Annotated in this window: 15 protein-coding genes and 1 tRNA gene; 5 read left to right on the top strand and 11 right to left on the bottom strand. The window is 64.9% G+C overall.

The genetic code is table 11. From position 1 onward, the window contains the following. Positions 1-77 precede the first annotated feature (77 nt). Positions 78-2,369 (bottom strand): beta-glucosidase BglX, encoded by a 2,292-nt coding sequence (gene bglX / locus ACIPG5_RS12650; protein WP_176510990.1) that lies wholly within the window; start codon positions 2,367-2,369, stop codon positions 78-80. 187 nt (positions 2,370-2,556) lie between these two features. Between bglX and ACIPG5_RS12645 the strand changes: the two genes are divergently transcribed. Beyond that, positions 2,557-3,174 (top strand): TPM domain-containing protein, encoded by a 618-nt coding sequence (locus ACIPG5_RS12645; RefSeq protein ID WP_314616246.1) that lies wholly within the window; start codon positions 2,557-2,559, stop codon positions 3,172-3,174. A 73-nt stretch (positions 3,175-3,247) separates the two neighbouring features. Beyond that, the gene (locus ACIPG5_RS12640; RefSeq protein WP_401375361.1) at positions 3,248-4,462 is read left to right on the top strand and encodes a class I SAM-dependent methyltransferase; all 1,215 of its coding nucleotides are present in this window, start codon (positions 3,248-3,250) and stop codon (positions 4,460-4,462) included. A gap of 66 nt (positions 4,463-4,528) precedes the next feature. Here ACIPG5_RS12640 and ACIPG5_RS12635 read toward each other — a convergent pair whose 3' ends face one another. Beyond that, positions 4,529-5,539: a DUF4917 family protein gene (locus ACIPG5_RS12635; protein WP_401375358.1), complete on the bottom strand. Its 1,011-nt coding sequence runs from the start codon at positions 5,537-5,539 to the stop codon at positions 4,529-4,531. A gap of 125 nt (positions 5,540-5,664) precedes the next feature. On the opposite strand from ACIPG5_RS12635, the gene ACIPG5_RS12630 reads away from it, so the two are divergent. Further along, on the top strand, positions 5,665-6,735 hold the full coding sequence (locus ACIPG5_RS12630; RefSeq protein WP_401375355.1) for a glycerophosphodiester phosphodiesterase: 1,071 nt from the start codon (positions 5,665-5,667) through the stop codon (positions 6,733-6,735). Here ACIPG5_RS12630 and ACIPG5_RS12625 read toward each other — a convergent pair. The 6 genes from ACIPG5_RS12625 to ACIPG5_RS12600 form a co-directional block, all read right to left on the bottom strand. Further along, a complete protein-coding gene (locus ACIPG5_RS12625) occupies positions 6,729-8,459 on the bottom strand; it encodes a SulP family inorganic anion transporter (protein ID WP_176510995.1) in 1,731 nt (576 codons plus the stop codon). The genes ACIPG5_RS12630 and ACIPG5_RS12625 overlap by 7 nt on opposite strands. A gap of 153 nt (positions 8,460-8,612) precedes the next feature. Next, positions 8,613-8,686: transfer RNA gene (locus ACIPG5_RS12620), tRNA-Gly, on the bottom strand. Positions 8,687-8,793: 107 nt separating this feature from the next. Further along, complete coding sequence (locus tag ACIPG5_RS12615) at positions 8,794-9,681, bottom strand: alpha/beta fold hydrolase (RefSeq protein ID WP_176510996.1); 888 nt, start codon at positions 9,679-9,681, stop codon at positions 8,794-8,796. A gap of 448 nt (positions 9,682-10,129) precedes the next feature. Then, positions 10,130-10,822 (bottom strand): pseudouridine synthase, encoded by a 693-nt coding sequence (locus ACIPG5_RS12610; RefSeq protein WP_401375351.1) that lies wholly within the window; start codon positions 10,820-10,822, stop codon positions 10,130-10,132. Positions 10,823-10,856: 34 nt separating this feature from the next. Then, the gene (locus ACIPG5_RS12605) at positions 10,857-11,105 is read right to left on the bottom strand and encodes a cysteine-rich CWC family protein (protein WP_401375348.1); all 249 of its coding nucleotides are present in this window, start codon (positions 11,103-11,105) and stop codon (positions 10,857-10,859) included. Continuing rightward, positions 11,098-12,588 (bottom strand): diguanylate cyclase, encoded by a 1,491-nt coding sequence (locus tag ACIPG5_RS12600; protein WP_401375345.1) that lies wholly within the window; start codon positions 12,586-12,588, stop codon positions 11,098-11,100. Before ACIPG5_RS12600 ends, ACIPG5_RS12605 begins: the two co-directional genes overlap by 8 nt. Positions 12,589-12,799: 211 nt before the next feature. Here ACIPG5_RS12600 and ACIPG5_RS12595 point away from each other — a divergent pair, with 211 nt between their 5' ends. Next, on the top strand, positions 12,800-13,228 hold the full coding sequence (locus ACIPG5_RS12595; RefSeq protein WP_401375342.1) for a hypothetical protein: 429 nt from the start codon (positions 12,800-12,802) through the stop codon (positions 13,226-13,228). Between the two features lie 43 nt (positions 13,229-13,271). On the opposite strand, the gene ACIPG5_RS12590 is transcribed toward ACIPG5_RS12595, so the two are convergent. After that, positions 13,272-14,378, bottom strand: coding sequence for an enoyl-CoA hydratase/isomerase family protein (locus ACIPG5_RS12590; RefSeq protein WP_401375339.1), 1,107 nt, complete (start codon positions 14,376-14,378; stop codon positions 13,272-13,274). 127 nt (positions 14,379-14,505) lie between these two features. On the opposite strand from ACIPG5_RS12590, the gene ung reads away from it, so the two are divergent. Further along, positions 14,506-15,198, top strand: a complete 693-nt coding sequence (ung, locus tag ACIPG5_RS12585) for a uracil-DNA glycosylase (RefSeq protein ID WP_176511002.1) — start codon at positions 14,506-14,508, stop codon at positions 15,196-15,198. A gap of 77 nt (positions 15,199-15,275) precedes the next feature. Here ung and ACIPG5_RS12580 read toward each other — a convergent pair whose 3' ends face one another. Both ACIPG5_RS12580 and ACIPG5_RS12575 read right to left on the bottom strand, forming a co-directional pair. Further along, the gene (locus ACIPG5_RS12580) at positions 15,276-16,307 is read right to left on the bottom strand and encodes an AbrB family transcriptional regulator (RefSeq protein ID WP_176511003.1); all 1,032 of its coding nucleotides are present in this window, start codon (positions 16,305-16,307) and stop codon (positions 15,276-15,278) included. Then, positions 16,300-17,814, bottom strand: coding sequence for a tripartite tricarboxylate transporter permease (locus ACIPG5_RS12575; RefSeq protein ID WP_401375335.1), 1,515 nt, complete (start codon positions 17,812-17,814; stop codon positions 16,300-16,302). Before ACIPG5_RS12575 ends, ACIPG5_RS12580 begins: the two co-directional genes overlap by 8 nt. Between the last annotated feature and the right edge of the window lies 1 nt (position 17,815).

The raw sequence follows: 17,815 nt of genomic DNA, 5'->3' as shown, positions 1-17,815 counted from the left end.
CGCAGCGCCATCTGACTGCACATCACCTGTGGGAGCCGGCTTGCCGGCGATGGGGGCCGGCACTGCCTGCAAATCGCTTACAGCAGTTCGAAACTCTGTTGCTGCACGGCCTCGGAATCCAACCCGACCTGGACGTTGAACTCGCCAGGCTCGGCCACATGCTGCAGGCGGCCATTGTAGAACTTCAGGTCGTCTTCGCTGATGCCGAAGGTCAAGGTCCGCGATTCACCGGCCTTGAGCATCAGTTTCTGGAAGTTCTTCAGCTCCTTGACCGGGCGGCTCATGGACGCCGAAACATCCTGCAGGTACAGCTGCACCACGGTTTCGCCATCCACCTTGCCGGTGTTCTTCACCGTCACCTTGGCCTCCAGCTTGCCGCCCTGCTTGAGGGTGCTGCTCGACAGGCTCAGCCCGGACAGCTCGAAGCTGCTGTAGCTCAGGCCGTAACCGAACGGGTACAGCGGGCCGTTGGGCTCTTCGAAGTACTGCGAGGTGTAGTTGCCCGGCTTGCCTGGGGTGAACGGGCGGCCGATGCGGGTGTGGTTGTAGTACATCGGGATCTGCCCGACCGAGCGCGGGAAGGTGATGGCCAGCTTGCCCGACGGGTTGTAGTCGCCGAACAGCACGTCGGCGATGGCGTTGCCGCCTTCGGTGCCGGAGAACCAGGTTTCGAGGATGGCGTCGGCCTGCTCGCGCTCCCAGGCGATCGACAGCGGGCGGCCGTTCATCAGCACCAGCACCAGCGGCTTGCCAGTGGCTTTCAAGGCCTTGATCAGTTCGCGTTGGCTGGCTGGAATTTCCAGGGTGGTGCGGCTGGACGATTCGTGGGACATGCCGCGCGACTCACCGACCACGGCCACCACGACGTCAGACTGCTGGGCAGCCTTGACCGCTTCGTCGATCAGCACGGCGGCCGGGCGAGGGTCGTCGACGATTTCCGGGGCGTCGAAGTTGAGGAAGTTCAGGTAGTCGAGGATCGCCTTGTCGCCGGTGACGTTGGAGCCTTTGGCGTACACCAGCTTCGCCTTGCCCTCGACGGCGCGGCGCAGGCCTTCGCGCACGGTCACCGAGTGCATCGGTTTGCCGTCGGCGGCCCAGCTGCCCATCATGTCGATCGGTGCATCGGCCAGCGGGCCGACCAGGGCGATGGTGCCAGCCTTCTTCAGCGGCAGGGTCTGCTGCTTGTTTTCCAGCAGCACCAGGCTGCGGCGCGCCACGTCGCGCGCGGCGTCGCGGTGCAGGCGGTCGTCGCCGTAGTAATCCTTGAGGTCGGTTTCGGCCTTGCCGATGCGCACGTAAGGGTCCTTGAACAGGCCCATGTCGTACTTGGCCCCCAGCACTTCGCGCACGGCCTGGTCCAGCTCGCGCTGGGTCACTTCGCCGGACTTCAGCAGCCCTGGCAGCTCTTCGCCGTACAGGGTGTCGTTCATGCTCATGTCGATGCCGGCCTTGATCGCCAGCTTGGCCGCTTCACGGCCATCGCGGGCGACGCCGTGGCGGATCAGCTCCTGGATGGCGCCGTGGTCGCTGATGGTCACGCCCTTGAAGCCCCATTCCTTGCGCAGCAGGTCGTTCATCAGCCAGGTGTTGGAGGTGGCCGGCACGCCGTTGATCGAGTTCAGCGCCACCATCACGCCGCCGGCACCGGCGTCGAGCGCGGCGCGGTAGGGCGGCAGGTAGTCGTTGTACATCTTCGGCAGGCTCATATCGACGGTGTTGTAGTCGCGCCCGCCCTCGACCGCGCCATACAGGGCGAAGTGCTTGACGATGGCCATGATGCTGTCGGCATTGGCCGGGCTGCTGCCCTGGAACGAGCGGACCATCACCTGGCCGATCTTCGAGGTCAGGTAGGTGTCTTCACCGAAGCCTTCGCTGGTGCGGCCCCAGCGCGGGTCGCGGGCGATGTCGACCATGGGCGCGAAGGTCATGTCCAGGGCGTCGGCGGACGCCTCGATGGCCGAGGTGCGGCCGACCTTGGCGATGGCGTCCATGTCCCAGCTGGCGGCCAGGCCCAGGCCGATCGGGAAGATGGTGCGTTCGCCGTGGATGGTGTCGTAGGCGAAGAACATCGGAATTTTCAGGCGGCTGCGCATGGCAGCGTCCTGCATCGGCCGGTTTTCCGGGGCGGTGCGCGAGTTGAAGGTGCCGCCGATGCGCCCGGCGGCGATTTCTTCGCGGATCTTGTCGCGTGGCATTTCCGGGCCGATGCTGATCAGGCGCAACTGGCCGATCTTCTCGGCTTCGGTCATCTGGCTGATCAGGTGTTCGATGAATGCCTGCTTGTCCTGCAGGGGCGGGGCGGTAGGGGCGGCGAGGGCCGCCTGACTGGCAAGGCCCATGGCCAGGCCCAGCAAAGACAGTTTCATCATGAATTCCGTTGTCGAGGCCTGTGCCGTATCCACGGTGATACGCGCGCGGCCGAAGTTTTCAGGCGGCTATTGTTGTACGATTCGCGGGTATTAGTTCCAGCGGCGGATTATGCCTGAATATCTCGCCCGCGGAGGAACACCCGAATGCCGGGAAAACAACAATAAGAATGCAGATGAGACCGAAGGCATGACCCCTCTGAATGAATACGAGCAGCGCCAGGTCGCCGAGGCCATCGCCCGCGTCGAGCGGCGCACCGACGCGCAACTGGTGACCGTGCTGGCGCGGCGCGCCGATGACTATGCCTACCTGCCCTTGTTCTGGGCCGCCGTGCTGGCGCTGGCCGTGCCTGGGCTGCTGCAGTGGCTGCTCGGTTGGCCAGGTGTGCGCGGGCTGCTGGTGGCCAACGTGCTGTTGTTCATCGGCCTGTGCCTGCTGCTGCGCAGCCCGCGCCTGGCCGCCTGGCTGATCCCTGGCGCGTTGCGCAGGTGGCGTGCGTCGAGCCTGGCGCGCCAGCAGTTTCGCGAACAGAACCTGCAGGGCACCGCGGCTGCCACGGGGGTGCTGATTTTCGTCGCCGAGGCAGAGCGGCATGTGGAGATCCTGGTCGACCGGGGCATCGACCGCCACCTCGATGCCCAGGCCCGGGCCTTGATGGTTGCGCGTTTCGCCGAACAGGTGCGTCAAGGGCGGACCTTGCAGGGCTTTGTCGAGTGCATCGAGGCGTGCGGCGAGCTATTGTGCGAGCACGTGCCGCGCACCCATGCGCGCAATGAACTGCCCAACCGCCTGGTGATTCTCGACTGAAGCGAGGGGTTGCAGGGTGTAGAATGCGCGGCATCGCGCAACGCGCCCCTGTTATCCGAGGCACCCGTTTTCCATGTCCGCCAGTCCTTCCGCTTCCCCCGCGCCGGATGCGCGCGCCCAGTTCCTCGACCTGCTCAGTGCCGCTGTGCACGGCAATACGCTGGTCAAGCTGGTGCTGGCGCGCCATGTCGGCGCCGACCAGAGCTTGCAGCGCATCATCGGCAAACCCTTGCAGGTGAAAGGGCAGGCCAACCTTTCGCTGGTCTACCGCCACCAGACCCGCGACATCACCCGCAACCTGCCGGTGGACCAGGCCTTGGCGCTGGTCGCCGAGCTGCTGCCGGAGAGCTTTCGCAATGCCCACCTGTTCGACGCCGATGGCGAAGTGCAGCTGACCTTCAGCAAGAAGGGCAAGCCGATGCTTCAGCGCCATGGCGCGCAGGCACCCCGCGAGGTTGGCGCCAATGCCGGCCATGATCGGGAGAAGAAACGCTACCTGGAGCTGTCGCGGCCGTTTCTGCGCGACTTGGGCGTGACCGATGCACAGGGCGCGCTGATCCCGTCGATGTCGCGCAAGTGGAAGCAGATCAACAAGTTCATCGAAGTCTTCGACCACGCCCTGGCCAATGCCCCGGCGCAGCAGGCGCTGCGGGTGGCCGACTTCGGCTCGGGCAAGGGCTACCTGACCTTCGCCATGCACGACTACCTGCGCAACACCCTGGGCCGCGATGCACAGGTGACCGGTGTGGAACTGCGCCAGGACATGGTCGACCTGTGCAACGCCGCCGCCGCGCGCCTGCAGCACCCGGGCCTGGAATTCCAGTGCGGCGACGTGCGCAGCGTGGTCCCCGAGGCCATCGAGGTGATGATCGCCCTGCATGCCTGCGACATCGCCACCGACTACGCCATCCACACCGGTATCCGCTGCAACGCGGCGATCATCATGTGCTCGCCGTGCTGCCACAAGCAGATCCGCCCGCAACTGCACAGCCCGGGGCTGCTGCAGCCGATGCTGCAATACGGCCTGCACCTGGGGCAGCAGGCCGAGATGCTGACCGACAGCTTGCGTGCCCTGTACCTGGAAGCCTGTGGCTACGAGACCAAGGTGTTCGAGTTCATCTCGCTGGAGCACACCAACAAGAACAAGATGATTCTTGCGGTGAAGCGCAAGCAGCCGGTGGCGCCGGGGGCGCTGCTGGAGAAGATCGCGCAGCTCAAGGCGTTCTACGGGGTGCAGGAACATTGCCTGGAGACGTTGTTGCGGGGGGATGGGTTGATTCCTGCTTGAGTGTGGCCGGGCTGTTGAAATCGAGCCCAGGGTGGATGGCGCTCGATTTCAACAACGCTGCATGACTCAAGGCCTGCCCTTTGCCGTGTCGATGGTAACCGCCACCAAGCCTAGCGGATGACTACTCGAGTCGAAGAAATGCAGCTCGGTTGCCGTCAGATCAGCGAACCGCTCGACGAAATGCCGCTTCTGATTGACCACCGAAGCCTCGCCCAACGGCCGTATGGCAATCGACAGATGCGCCGGCCGCGCCTGGCGGATGGCCTCGAGCAGGTGCTGGTCACTGGCATCCAGATGCTGGCCGAACAGGCAAAGCCCGTTGTTCTCCTGCGCCAGCTGACCCAGGCACCAAGCCAGGTAATCCGAGCTGCGAATCGCCCGCAGCTTCTCTTCGCTGCGGTCTTCGTTGATGAACAAAGGCACTTCACCGGGAATGTTCACGGCAAAACCATCGAGCAGCTCGGCGCTTTCGGCGCTGCGTTGGCGGGTAGTGCCATCGGGCAGCTTGAGCAGGTGCAGGCCGCCATGCAGGTGCATGACCCGGGTGCCTTGGCTGCGGGTGCGGCGCACGTCGAAGAAGCCCTGCTCGTCGAACAGTTTGGCGAAGCCTTGCGGGGCATGTTGCATGGCCCAGGGCAGCAGCAGGTCGTAGTTGCTGGTGTAGACACTGCGGTAGCTGCGCAGGGCCTGGTTGATCGAGGCCAGGGTGGCCGCCGGCATCAGTGGCCAGGGCAGGTGCACGGTGCGCACGGCGTGGATCAGGCCTTCCTTGATCGAGTAGTAGCGGTTCAGCGGCGCGGTCGAGTTGATGGCCAGGGCGGCGTTGGCGCGCACGGTGTGGTTGAGCGTGCTCAGTACCGGCTCGAACAACTCGGTGCCCAGCGACTTGAACAAGGCCTGGTCGCTGATCGCCAGGCCTTTCTTGCGCCCGGCGCGCTGGGCTTCTTCGAACAGCGAGAAGTAGCCGAAGGGCTTCCACAGCGCCCGGCTGGCGCCGTTGCCCAGCAGCAGTGCACTGCAGGGGTGGCGTTGGTTGAGGTCTGGCCAAGAGGCGAGGCGGGCGTCGAGAGCTGGCATGTGCGGTCCGTTCGGTGGTGCGGGAAACGGCGGGGACTGTAGCATGTCATGCAAGGGGTGCGAGGGTTGCTGCTTACATTGCCGCCTTGCGCTGCATTTACTGCAGGATGAAAGAGGATGTCTTCATGCACAACCCGCTGCTGCGTACCTTGGCCATGGGTACGCTGTTTTCTGCTTCACTGGCTTCGGCCAGCGACGGCCAGGCCTTGGCTGCCGCCCAAGGTATTCCTTACCCGGCCGTGATCGCCCACCGCGGCGCTTCCTACGATGCCCCCGAATCCACCAAACCCGCCTATCTGCTGGCCCGCCAACTGGGCGCCGATTATCTGGAAGTGGATCTGCAGCGCACCCGCGATGGTGTGTTGGTGGTAGTCCATGATGATGAGCTGTCGCGCACCAGCAATGTCGCCGAACGATTCCCCGAGCGCAGCAAGAGCCCAGTGAGTGCTTTCACCCTCGCGGAGCTGAAGTCGCTGGATGTCGGCAGCTGGTTCAACCGGGCTTATCCCGAACGTGCCCGGCCATCGTTCAAGCATTTGTCGGTATTGACGCTGGATGAAGTCATCGATATCGCCGAAGGCAGCCATGACCGCCACCCAGGGCTGTATATCGAGACCAAGGTGCCTGGCCAGTACCCCGGCATCGAGAAGGACCTGAAGGCACGTCTCCAAGTCCGTGGCTGGCTCGATCGGCCAGGGCGAGTGGTACTGCAGACCTTCGACCGCAACAGGCTGAAACTGCTGAATGAAGCGATGCCCCAGGTGCCGAAGATCCTCCTCCTGTGGCTGGGCAACCGAGGCATCCCATCGGCATCCGGGCAAACTTACGACCCGTCGGGCAAGCAAGACAAAGCCACCTTCTATGCACGTCAGCAGCCCAAGGACAAGGCGGCGTTCCTGCGCTGGCTCGACCATGCAAAGCAGGGCGGCGCCATTGGCACCGGCCCCTCGGCCACCCGTACGCATCTGGGCGAGCAGAGTTACAGTGACCTGATCCAGCCTTGGATGAACCAGGCCACCCACGAGCGCGGCCTGTTGGTTCACGTCTACACCCTCGATGACCGGGTCGATTTCCAGAAAGCCATGAAGGCCGGTGTCGACGGGATCTTCACCAATCGGCCTGGAGAGCTACTGCGCTTCCAGCAGCGAACAGTCAAGCGATCCGAATCCGAATTGCTGAAAACCTTGGGTTATTGACCCTCGGGGCTTGCCAGTGGCTTTTGATTGGCCACTGGCGCCTGGCGGCTCCTGTTGCGCCATACCCGATACGCCCGAATCCCCGCCCGTACCGAGCCGAACAGCAGTTTTTCCTCCATCTCCCGGGCCATCCCCGAGCGCACCAGCATGCGCAGGAAGGTGCCGCGGGCGCGGGCGATGGCGAAGAAGATCCCTTGCGCCGCCAGGGTGTCGCGCACCTCGCGCAAGGCGGCAATGCCGCTGACGTCGATGCTGCTCACGGCCTCGGCGTCGAACAGCACCGCCTTGGGCTCGGCCTGGCTCTGCACGGCTTCGAGCAGGCGCATCTTGAAGTAGTCGGCATTGAAGAACAGGATCGCGTCATCGAAGCGATACACCACCAGGCCCGGTACCGTGCGCGCCTCCTTGTGCTTGCGGATGTCCACCTGGCCCTCGGTGCCAGGCAGCCAGCCGAGTACCGCGTCGGTGGGTTGGTAGATGCTGTAGAGCAAGCGCAGGATGGCCAGGGTCACGGCAAACACGATCCCCGGCAACACGCCCAGGCCGAGCACGCCGGCCGTGGTCAGCAGGCACAGCCAGAACTCGAAACGGCTCAGGCGTCGGATGCGCCCCAGTGACTTGATGTCGATCAGCCCCCAGCCAGCCATCAGCAGTACCGCGCCCAGTGCGGCCTGGGGGATCCACGCCATGGGCGCGGTGAAGAACAGCAGGATCAGCGCGATCACCAGCGCGGCGATGATGCCCACCAGCTGGCTCTTGCCGCCGACCATGTCGTTGACCGCCGTGCGCGAGTCGGCGCCGCTGATGGCAAACCCCTGGGAAATACCCGCCGCCAGGTTGCTCACGCCAAGGGCGACGAATTCGTGGTTGGCATTGATCGCGTAGCCGTGCCGGGCGGCGAAGCTGCGCGCCGTGAGCATGGCGCTGCAGAAGCTGACAGTGGCGATACCCAGGGCATCGCGCAGCAGGCTCTTGGTTTCTGCCAGGTTGCTCTGCGGCCAGGCCAGTTGCGGGATGCCGGCCGGCACCGGGCCGAGGATGGCAACGCCGAGGCGGTCCAGCCCGAGCAGGCCTGCCAGCGCGGTGAACACCGCCACGGTGACCAGCGCGGCGGGCAGGCGCGGGTAGCGCCGCGGCAGCCAGATCAACAGGGCCAGCCCGGCCACGCCGATGGCCAGGGTCAGCCAGTGGATTTCCCCCAGCCGCTGCATGAAGTTGATCAGGCTGAGGACGAAGCCGTCACCCTCGATCTTGAACCCCACCACCTTGGACAGCTGCCCGGCGATCAGGCTCAGGCCGATGCCGTTGAGGTAGCCGATCAGGATCGGCCGCGAGAAGAAGCTGGCGATGAACCCGGCCCGGGCCAGCCCGGCTCCAATCAGCATCACCCCCACCAGCACGGTGACGATCACCGCAAGCTCCGCGGTGCGCTGCGGGTCGCCCATGGCCAGCGGCGCCACGGCCCCGGCGATCATCGCGCAGGTGGCGGCGTCCGGGCCGACCATCAGCTGCCGTGAACTGCCCACCAGGGCGTAGATCATCATCGGCAGCACGCAGGCATACAGGCCGTACTGCGGCGGCAGGCCGACGATCTGTGCGTAGGCGATGGCAATCGGGATCTGGATGGCGGCCACCGACAAGCCGGCCTGCAGGTCGGCATGGAACCACTCGCGGCGGTAGTGCAGGAGGTTGGCAAGGCCGGGAAGCCAGCGTGACAGAAACATGCGCAGTCCTTTCGAAATGTTTCGCTAATGCACAGAGCATATGCGCTACAAGACGGGCTGCTGGCAAGTGGCAGGCGGGCAGAAACGAAAAAAGGAGCCAAGGCTCCTTTTGACAGCGATGACGTTGCTGGAACGCCATGCGGGAATGCGGTGTGGAGCGGGTAGAGGGAATCGAACCCTCGTCGGAAGCTTGGGAAGCTACTGTTCTACCATTAAACTATACCCGCATCTGCGCTCGACTTTTTACCAGAACCCTCAGCGAATTAGAAGCCCAAGTTATAAAAATTGACGGCGCCCACAGCCTGCGGGTGGTGGCCACGGGGCGCCGATTCACTCAGATGGCCCATGCATGCTGCCCTTGTGAGGCGTATGGGTTGCGCGCGCGGGTTTCGCGCATGGTCGGCTTGAGGAAACCGAGCAGGGCGCTGCGGGTGTCTTCGCAGGCGGCCTTGTTCTCCATGTCGAGGAAGTGCCCGGCATCGCGGATCACCGTGAAGTGGCTCTGGTCCACATGCCGGCCGAACTGGCGGGCGTCTTCGGCGGTGGTGTACTCGTCACGGTCGCCATTGATGAAAAGCACCGGGATGTCGATGTTGCGCGCGCCGTTCAATGCACGCTCCAGGTCATGCTCGAGCACCTGGTTGATGTGGAAGTGCATCTGCGCGTATTCGTGGCTGTCCAGCCCGCTGACGTGGCGGTAGTTGAAGCGTTTGAACAGCGAGGGCAGGTGCTTGCCGATGGTGTCGTTGACCAGGTTGCCGACCTGGTAGCGATCGCAGGCGGCCAGGTATTGGCAGCCCCGGTCGAGGTAGTCGCGCATCGGCGCGTTGATGACCGGCGAGAACGAACTGACCACGGCCTTCTTCACCTGCCGCGGCTGGTGCGCCAGCGCCAGCAGGGTGCAGGCCCCGCCCCAGGAGAACGACATCACGTGGTCGGCCTGGAAGTGCTCGATCAGCTCCAGCAGGATGTGCGCCTCGGTCTCCTTGCTGATCAGGCGTTCCTGGCGGTTGTGCGGCTTGGACTTGCCGGCGTAGGGCTGGTCGTAGAGCACGACGTTGAATTGCGGGTGCAGGTTGCGCACCGTCTGGGCGAACGAGGCCGTGGTGGCCAGCGAGCCGTTGATCAGGATGATCGTTTTTTCAGCCGCATCCGCGCGATGGAACTCCGTGTAAACCCGATACTGACCTTGGATATCAAGTACAGCGATTTCTGGCCTCATGTCATCGACTCCTGGCGCAAAAAGGGTATTCGCGTCACCTAGGGTGCACGTTCTTTATGACAGGTAGGCATTTGCCTGAAGATAAAACCGGGGCCCTGTGTCGATCCTTCGTACACGTGTCGACGGTATTGTTTTAGGCGGGCAATTCACCGTGCCCCAAGGCATCTAGGCCTTGGGTAGCCGGCGAAAAGGTGTCTTCGACTGCGGTTGTGACTGGTTGGTCACGGGCAGACTGACGAGTTAGGATTCAAGCAGTGGGTTGCGGTTCTCGCAAGTGCCGTTTGCGCAAATATGTGACTTTTGCCGCTGGGCGGTCGTATGGCGAGCGCGGGCCGTCTGTTGCGGCCCTATCGCCGGCAAGCCGGCTCCCACAAAAGCCCACGATGCCTCGGGCTGGTGGCATACCTGTGGGAGCCGGCTTGCCGGCGATGGGGCCGCAGCAGGCAACCTAGACCGCGGCGATTTCCTCAGTCGTCAGCGCCCTGAACGCCCCCGGCGCCAACTGCGGATCCAGCCGGATCGCCCCCATGCTTTCCCGATGCAGCCCCACCACCTTGTTGTCGAAGTGCCCGAACATGCGCTTGACCTGGTGATATCGCCCCTCGACGATCGCCAGCCGCGCCTGGCGCGGGCCGAGGATGTCGAGCTGGGCGGGTTGGGTGGTGAGGTCTTCGAAGGCGAAGTAGAAGCCCTGGCGGAATTTGTCGACGTAATGCGCGCCGATTTCATCCTCGGTCTCGACCAGGTAATGCTTGGGCAGCTTGGTGGCGGGCTGGGTCAGGCGCCGTGACCATTGGCCATCGTTGGTCAGGATCAGCAGGCCGGTGGTATTGAAGTCCAGGCGCCCGGCAATGTGCAGGTCGCCGCGCAGCTCGGCGGGCAGCAAGTCCAGCACGGTGCGGTGTTGCGGGTCCTGGGTGGCGCTCACGCACCCCGCTGGCTTGTGCAGCATCAGGTAGCGCGCCGGCCGGCCAGCCTGCAGCAGCTGGTCGTCCACTTCGACGCGGCTGAACTCGCGCACTTCGGCCTGCGGGTCGGTGACCACCTCGGCATCCACGCGCACACGGCGCTGCACCAGCAGCAGGCGCACTTGCTGGCGGTTGTAGCAGGGCAGGTTGGCGAGGAAGCGGTCGAGGCGCATGGCGGCAAGGCAGGGGTGTGGGTGGGCGCGCAGTCTAGCGGTTTTCCGGGTTGATCGGGGCGGGCTTGGTCGCCTGCTTGCCTTGTTCCGCCAGTTGCTCCAGCACCTGGGCGCAGCGCGGGCACAGGCAGGCCTTGTTCCGCAGCTCGGCGGGCAGCGCCTGGAGCACCGCAGGGTCGATGGTCACGGCATAGCACCAGCAGGCTTGCGTGGCGCTGCGCGGGTCGGCCAGGGCGCACTGGTTGAGGGCGCCGCAGGCGGGGCAATGCTGGGGGTCATTCATGCTCGGTTCCGGGAGTTTCACTGCAGACGCGGTTGCGGCCGGCCTGCTTGGCACGATAAAGCGCACGGTCGGCGCGGCTGAGCAGGGCATGCAGGGTGTCGCCTGGCTGCAGGCTGCTCAGGCCGATGCTGGTGGTCAGGCGCAGGGGTTGGTCATCGTAGCTGAAGGTCAACTGCTCGGTGCGCCGGCGGATCTTCTGCGCAACGTCGATGGCTTGCCGGCCCTGGGTTTCGCGCAGCAGCACGATGAATTCCTCGCCGCCCCAGCGGCACAGTATATCCGACTGGCGCAGGCTGCCCTGCAGCACATTGGCGAACTGGCGCAGCACTTCGTCGCCGGCCAGGTGGCCGTGGGTGTCGTTGAGGACCTTGAAGTGGTCCAGGTCGATCAGCAATGCCACCAGTGGCGCGCAATCGCGCTGGGCCTGTTGCAGCGCCTGCGCCGCCAGCAGGTCGAAACTGCGCCGGTTGGGCAGGCCGGTGAGGCTGTCGAGGGTGGCCAGCGCCTCAGTGCTGGCCTGGTGGCGCCTGAGCATGGCATGCAGCAACGACAGCACCACCAGGGTGATCATGGCGCAGATGGCCAGGTTCAGGTAAAGCGAATGGCGGATGCGGTCGAGGGTGCCGGTTTCGCGCTTGTCCACCAGCAGGTACCAGCCAAGTTCCGGCAGCTGGCGCACATTGAGGAAATGGCTGTGGCCGGTGCTGTCGCGGTATTCGTGGCTGCCCTCGCCGGGCACCGCTTGCTCTGCCAGCAGCTCGGCCAGGTCGGCGTTGCCCTGCAACACCTGGCCCACCCGCAGGCCATGCGGCCCGCCATCGGAGCCGGTGAGCAGGACCTTGCCCTGGGCGTCGGTGAAGAACACCGAGCGCTGGTAGCGCCGCTGGTAGTTGTCGATCAGCTTGACCACCGCATCCACGCTCAGGCCGACCCCGGCCGCGCCGATGAAGCGGTGCTGGTAGTCCAGTATCCGGTAGTTGATGAACACCGTCAGGCTGTCCTGGTTGGCCATGTCCAGGTCGACGTTGATTTCATAGGGCGCGTTGAGTTCGCGCAAACGAAAGTACCAGGCATCACGCCAGGTGCCGGGCTCGACCCGCTTGAGCACGCCCTTGGCCTGGTAGTAGGTGAGGCTGCGGTCGGAGACGACGAACGAGGTGACCGTGGCCTGCTTGGCCATGACTTCACCCAGGTAGCGGGTGATGCGCAGCGGGTCTTGCTCGCCGGCCAGCAGCCAGTCGCGCAGGAAGGTGTCCTGGGCCATCATCGAGGCGATCAGCACCGGGCGGATCAGGTCCTTCTGGATTTCCGAATAGACCGTGTCGGAGGTCAGCGGCAGCTCGGTATTGACGATGCCATCGCGGATCGCACTGCGCGAAGCGAAGTAGCTGAGCAGCGAAGTGGCGAGAAAGCCGCAGGCCAGCAGCATCAGCAGGGCGAAAATCAGCGAGCGCTGTGAGAACAGGGCAGTGCGTGAAGGCATGATCGTCCCGTGATGTGTGCCGAGGCGCTCATTCTAGTGATATGACCGGAAAAAGACTGCAGCTTTTTTGGGGTTATCGGAGCTGTTTCCAATTGTTGCAGAAATGGCACTGCACCTTGGCGCAACGGTCTTATTCAATGTCGATGAACGCTTTTCGATCGACGCTCGCCAGCGCCGCTGTTCGGGCACCCCTGCGGTCCAGGAGGCCGCCATGTCCTATCGAATATTGCTGATTGCCGTGTTGGCCTTGATGACCAGCGCCTGTGCGCCCTATTACGGGAGCGGCAGCTATTACCGTTCGGATTACTACACCACCGATCGCTATGTGGTGCCGGGCTACTACCGGTATGACCGCTACTATGTAGCGCCGCAGCCGCGCTACTACTACCAGCCCGCGCCGCGTTACTACCACCCGGCGCCGGTGCCGCAATACCGGCCCTATCCGCAGCCGGGCATGAACCAGTGGCATGGCAACCCGCGCTATGACTATGGCAATCGCCAGCGGGATGACTATGGCCGGGACCGTGACCGCAACGACTATCGAAATGGTAGCCAGCGTTATCAGAATGACCACTCGCACTCCAACGGCTGGGGCAATCGTGATCATCAGCCCGATGGTGGGCGCAACTGGCAGAGATAATGCACACAGGGCCGCGCTGCGGCCCATTCGCGGGGCAGCCCCATCAGGCCAGGTCAGCCAACGGATGGCGCCCCTCCCATACCTTCACGAAGTGCGCCTCGACCACCGCCGCCGGCACCTGCGCCACATCCGGCCAGTGCCAGCGAGGCTGGTTGTCCTTGTCCAGCAGGCGCGCACGCACGCCCTCGCTGAATTCCGGATGACGGCAGCAATTGAGGCTCATGCCGTACTCCATCTGGAACACCTGCGCCAGCGACAGGTGCCGGGCCCGGTGGATCTGCTCCCACACCAGGTGCGCAGTCAGCGGGCAACCCTCGTGCAGGCGGTTACCCGCTTCGGCCAGCAGCGGGTCGCTGTGGTGCTTCAGGCCTTGCAGGGCATGCCATGCAGCGGCGGGGTCGGCGACATCGAGCAATTGGTCGATCACCTGGCGCCGGGGCAGCCATTGCGCCTGGGGCAGTTGCTCGCAGGCGCGGTGCTGCTCGGCCTTGAGCAGGCTGTTGAGCTGCAGCTCGGTCTGTTCCTGCCAGTTCAGTTGCAGCAGCTCATCGATCAATTCCTCCTGCTGGTGCTCGCCGAAGAAGCGGTCGGCAAGGCCCAGGTCGAGGGCATCGCGCGCATTGATCGGAGCGCCGGTCAGGCCCAGGAACAGCCCCAGCTTGCCCGGCAGCCGGGCGAGGAACCAGCTCGCACCGACGTCGGGGTACAGGCCAATGCTGATCTCCGGCATCGCCAGGCGGCTGCTGGGCGTGACGATCCGCACGTTGGCGCCCTGCAGCAGCCCCATGCCGCCACCCAGCACATGCCCGTGGCCCCAGCACAGCAGCGGCTTTGGGTAGGTGTGCAGCAGGTAGTCGAGGCGATATTCGGCCGCAAAGAAGGTGGCGGCCAGCGGTGGCACGCTGCCTGGGTGGTCGCGGCAAGCCTGGGCCAGCGCCCGCACATCGCCCCCGGCGCAGAACGCCTTGGCGCCGTTGCCGCGCAGCAGCACGCAGACCACGCCCGGGTCGCGGGCCCATTCGTGCAGCTGCTCGCCGAGCACTTCGATCATCGGCAGGTTGAGGGCGTTGAGCGCCTTGGGCGCATCCAGGGTGGCAACGCCGATGCGGGCGCCATCGACGCCGGTGAGTACCTCGCAATGAATGGACATGGACTACCTCGCACAGGTCATCACCCTAGTATGGCCTGCGTGGCCGATCATGCCGGTCGGCGGTCGGATCGATTGACAAGGGCGGGTGGCTTACCTAGTGTCGCGCCCATTGTTTACGGATGGCCCCATGACTGACGACGATCGCATCAAACTCGAACCCGGTTGGAAGGCTGCACTGCGCGCCGAGTTCGACCAGCCCTACATGCACCAGCTGCGCGAATTCCTGCGCCAGGAATATGCGGCCGGCAAGGAGATCTACCCGCCGGGGCCGATGATCTTCAATGCGCTCAACTCCACGCCGCTGGAGCAGGTGAAGGTGGTGATCCTCGGCCAGGACCCGTACCACGGCCCGGGCCAGGCCCACGGCCTGTGCTTTTCGGTGCAGCCGGGCGTGCCGACGCCGCCGTCGCTGGTGAACATCTACAAAGAGCTGCAGCGTGACCTGAACATCCCCATCGCCAGCCACGGCTACCTGCAGAGCTGGGCCGAGCAGGGGGTGCTGCTGCTCAACACGACCATGACCGTCGAGCGCGCCAATGCAGCTTCGCATGCCAAGAAAGGCTGGGAGTTCTTTACCGACCGGGTCATCCAGGTGGTCAGCGAGCAGTGCCCGAACGTGGTGTTCCTGCTGTGGGGCGCCCATGCCCAGAGCAAGCAGAAGCTGATCGATGGCACCAAGCACCTGGTGCTGAAATCGGTGCACCCGTCGCCGTTGTCGGCTTACCGCGGGTTCCTGGGGTGTGGGCACTTCAGCCGCACCAATGGTTTTCTCGAGCAGCGTGGGTTGGCGCCGATCAACTGGGTGTTGCCGCCGCTGTAGCGGTGGGCCCATCGCCGGCAAGCCGGCTCCCACAGGTCATGTGAGAGCCGGCTTGCCGGCGATGAAAGCGCTTCCCTCTACTGCGGGTCAGCATTCCACAGCCTGAATAACGGCTCCGCCAGAAACAGCACGAACAGCAAGCGCATCACCTGCAGCGCCGTCACCAGTGGCACCGACAACTGCAAGGTCTCCGCCGTCAGGCTCATTTCGGCAATGCCCCCGGGCATCATGCCCAAGGTCAGCGAGCGCAAGTCCAGCGCCGTCATCAGGCTCAAACCCCAGGCCGCAGCGCCGGCAATCAGCATGCACAACCCAGTGGCTACTAGTGTGCGCCCCAGAAACGACGGCGCCCGGCGGAAGAACGCGCGGTTGAAGTGGCAGGCCAGGCCGCTGCCGATCAGCCATTGGCCGACCTGGCTGGCGCCATTGGGCAGGGCGATCTGCAGGTTGGCCGCCAGGCTCAGCGTCGCCGCCACCAGCAACGGCCCGAACAGCCAGGGGTTGGGCTGGCGCAGGCGCTGCCAGAGGAAACCGACCGCCACCCCCAGTGGCACGATCAACGCCAGCCAGCCCCAGCTGACACTGCCGGCGTGATTGAGCGCCACGCCATCCCCAATCAGCAACTTGAACAGCGCCGGCACGCACAGCACCACCGCCAGCACGCGCAAGCTCTGCGCCGCCGCCACCTGGCTGAGCACCGCGCCGTTGCGCGCGCCCAGGTTGACCATCTCCCCCGAGCCGCCAGGCATGCTGGCGAAAAACGCCGTGGCGCGGTCTTCACCGGTGCGCCGCAGCAGCCACACGCCAACCCCGCTGGACACCGTGGTGAACAGCGCGGCAAAGAAGATCAGCAGGAAATGGCTGGCCACCTGCTCGATCACCGCCGGGGTGAAGTGCAGGCCAATGCCCAGGCCGATGATGCACTGGCCGCATTTGCGGCCATGGGGGATTTCCGACAACTGCCAGGGCGTCAGGCAGCGCACCAGGATGATCGCCAGCAATGAGCCTACCATCCACGGCAAAGGCCAGCCGACCTTGCTGGCGAGATACCCGCCCGCAAGGCCGACCAGCCCGGTCGCAACGAACAGCGGCAGCGACCGATCAGGCATCGGCCATGGCCCGGCGCTGCAGGCTGCGTTTGCGCCAGATGCGCAGCAGCGGCAGGCCAAGCATGCACACCACCAGCACCCACACGCCCATGCTGATCGGGCTCGACCAGAGGATGTCCAGCTCGCCGTTGGAAATCGACAGCGCCCGGCGCAGGTTCTGCTCCATCAGCCCGCCGAGGATGAAGCCGAGCAGGATCGGCGACAGGGGGAAGTCCAGCTTGCGCAGGATGTAGCCCATGATGCCGATGCCGACCATCAGGAACAGGTCGAAGGTGGTGGCATGCACGGCGTACACACCGATCGCGGTGATGATCGCGATCACTGGCACCAGGGCCCAGTTCGGCACGGCCAGGATGCGGGTGAAGATGCGGATCATCGGGATGTTCAGGATCACCAGCATGATGTTGGCGATGAACAGCGAAGCGATCAGGCCCCAGACGATGTCCGGCTGCTGTTCGAACAGCAGCGGGCCGGGGGTGATGTTGTACAGGGTCAGCGCGCCGATCATCACCGCCGTGGTGCCCGAGCCTGGTACGCCCAGGGTCAGCATCGGCACCAGGGCGCCGCAGCAGGAGGCACCGATGGCGGTTTCCGGCGCGGCCAGGCCGCGGGCGTCGCCCTTGCCGAACTTGCCGCTTTCGCCGGCGATGCGTTTCTCGGTCATGTAGGCAACGGCACTGGCCAGGGTAGCGCCGGCCCCCGGCAGCACGCCCATGATGAAGCCGAGCAGGCCGCAGCGCAGGTTGACCACGAACACCGAGGCCGCTTCCTTGAAGTTGAACAGCATGCGCCCGGTGGCCTTGACCGCCTGGTGGCCATGGTGGGTCTTCTCCAGCAGCAGGAGGATTTCGCTGATGGAGAACAGGCCCAGTACCAGCACCACGAACTGGATGCCATCGGCCAGGTGCACGCTGTCACCGGTGAAGCGGTACACGCCGCTGTTGGCATCGATGCCGACCGCCGAGAGGAACAGGCCGATCAGGGCGGCAATGAAGGTCTTCAGCGGCTTGTCGCCGGCCATGCCGCCGAGCGCGACGATGGCGAACACCATCAGCACGAAGTACTCCGCCGGGCCGAAGGCGATCGCCCATTTCGCCAGCAGCGGGGCGAACAGCACCATGCCGCAGGTGGCGATGAAGGCGCCGATGAACGAACTCCACGCCGACAGCGACAGGGCCACGCCGGCCAGGCCGTTGCGCGCCATCGGGTAGCCGTCGAGGGTGGTCATCACGGTCGAGGCTTCGCCGGGGATGTTCAGCAGGATCGAACTGATCCGCCCGCCGTACTCACAACCCAGGTACACCGCAGCCAGCAGGATCAGCGCCGATTCGGGCGGCAGGCCGAGGGCGAAGGCGATCGGGATCAGCAAGGCCACGCCGTTGATCGGGCCCAGGCCCGGCAGCAGGCCGACCACGGTGCCGATCAGCGTGCCCGACAGGGCGGTGACCAGGTTGTACGGGCTCAGGGCGACGCCGAAGCCCTGGCCCAGGTAGCTCAAGGTATCCATG

Source organism: Pseudomonas sp. NPDC087029, from assembly GCF_044745345.1.
In the GTDB taxonomy this organism is placed as follows: Bacteria; Pseudomonadota; Gammaproteobacteria; order Pseudomonadales; family Pseudomonadaceae; genus Aquipseudomonas; species Aquipseudomonas faucium.
This window is presented reverse-complemented; position numbering and strand designations above follow the sequence as displayed.

Bases quoted from the DNA above. Each gene is read 5' to 3' on its own strand.
- bglX (WP_176510990.1), bottom strand. From the start codon at position 2,369: ATGATGAAACTGTCTTTGCTGGGCCTGGCCATGGGCCTTGCCAGTCAG.
- ACIPG5_RS12645 (WP_314616246.1), top strand. From the start codon at position 2,557: ATGACCCCTCTGAATGAATACGAGCAGCGCCAGGTCGCCGAGGCCATC.
- ACIPG5_RS12640 (WP_401375361.1), top strand. From the start codon at position 3,248: ATGTCCGCCAGTCCTTCCGCTTCCCCCGCGCCGGATGCGCGCGCCCAG.
- ACIPG5_RS12635 (WP_401375358.1), bottom strand. From the start codon at position 5,539: ATGCCAGCTCTCGACGCCCGCCTCGCCTCTTGGCCAGACCTCAACCAA.
- ACIPG5_RS12630 (WP_401375355.1), top strand. From the start codon at position 5,665: ATGCACAACCCGCTGCTGCGTACCTTGGCCATGGGTACGCTGTTTTCT.
- ACIPG5_RS12625 (WP_176510995.1), bottom strand. From the start codon at position 8,459: ATGTTTCTGTCACGCTGGCTTCCCGGCCTTGCCAACCTCCTGCACTAC.
- ACIPG5_RS12615 (WP_176510996.1), bottom strand. From the start codon at position 9,681: ATGAGGCCAGAAATCGCTGTACTTGATATCCAAGGTCAGTATCGGGTT.
- ACIPG5_RS12610 (WP_401375351.1), bottom strand. From the start codon at position 10,822: ATGCGCCTCGACCGCTTCCTCGCCAACCTGCCCTGCTACAACCGCCAG.
- ACIPG5_RS12605 (WP_401375348.1), bottom strand. From the start codon at position 11,105: ATGAATGACCCCCAGCATTGCCCCGCCTGCGGCGCCCTCAACCAGTGC.
- ACIPG5_RS12600 (WP_401375345.1), bottom strand. From the start codon at position 12,588: ATGCCTTCACGCACTGCCCTGTTCTCACAGCGCTCGCTGATTTTCGCC.
- ACIPG5_RS12595 (WP_401375342.1), top strand. From the start codon at position 12,800: ATGTCCTATCGAATATTGCTGATTGCCGTGTTGGCCTTGATGACCAGC.
- ACIPG5_RS12590 (WP_401375339.1), bottom strand. From the start codon at position 14,378: ATGTCCATTCATTGCGAGGTACTCACCGGCGTCGATGGCGCCCGCATC.
- ung (WP_176511002.1), top strand. From the start codon at position 14,506: ATGACTGACGACGATCGCATCAAACTCGAACCCGGTTGGAAGGCTGCA.
- ACIPG5_RS12580 (WP_176511003.1), bottom strand. From the start codon at position 16,307: ATGCCTGATCGGTCGCTGCCGCTGTTCGTTGCGACCGGGCTGGTCGGC.
- ACIPG5_RS12575 (WP_401375335.1), bottom strand. From the start codon at position 17,814: ATGGATACCTTGAGCTACCTGGGCCAGGGCTTCGGCGTCGCCCTGAGC.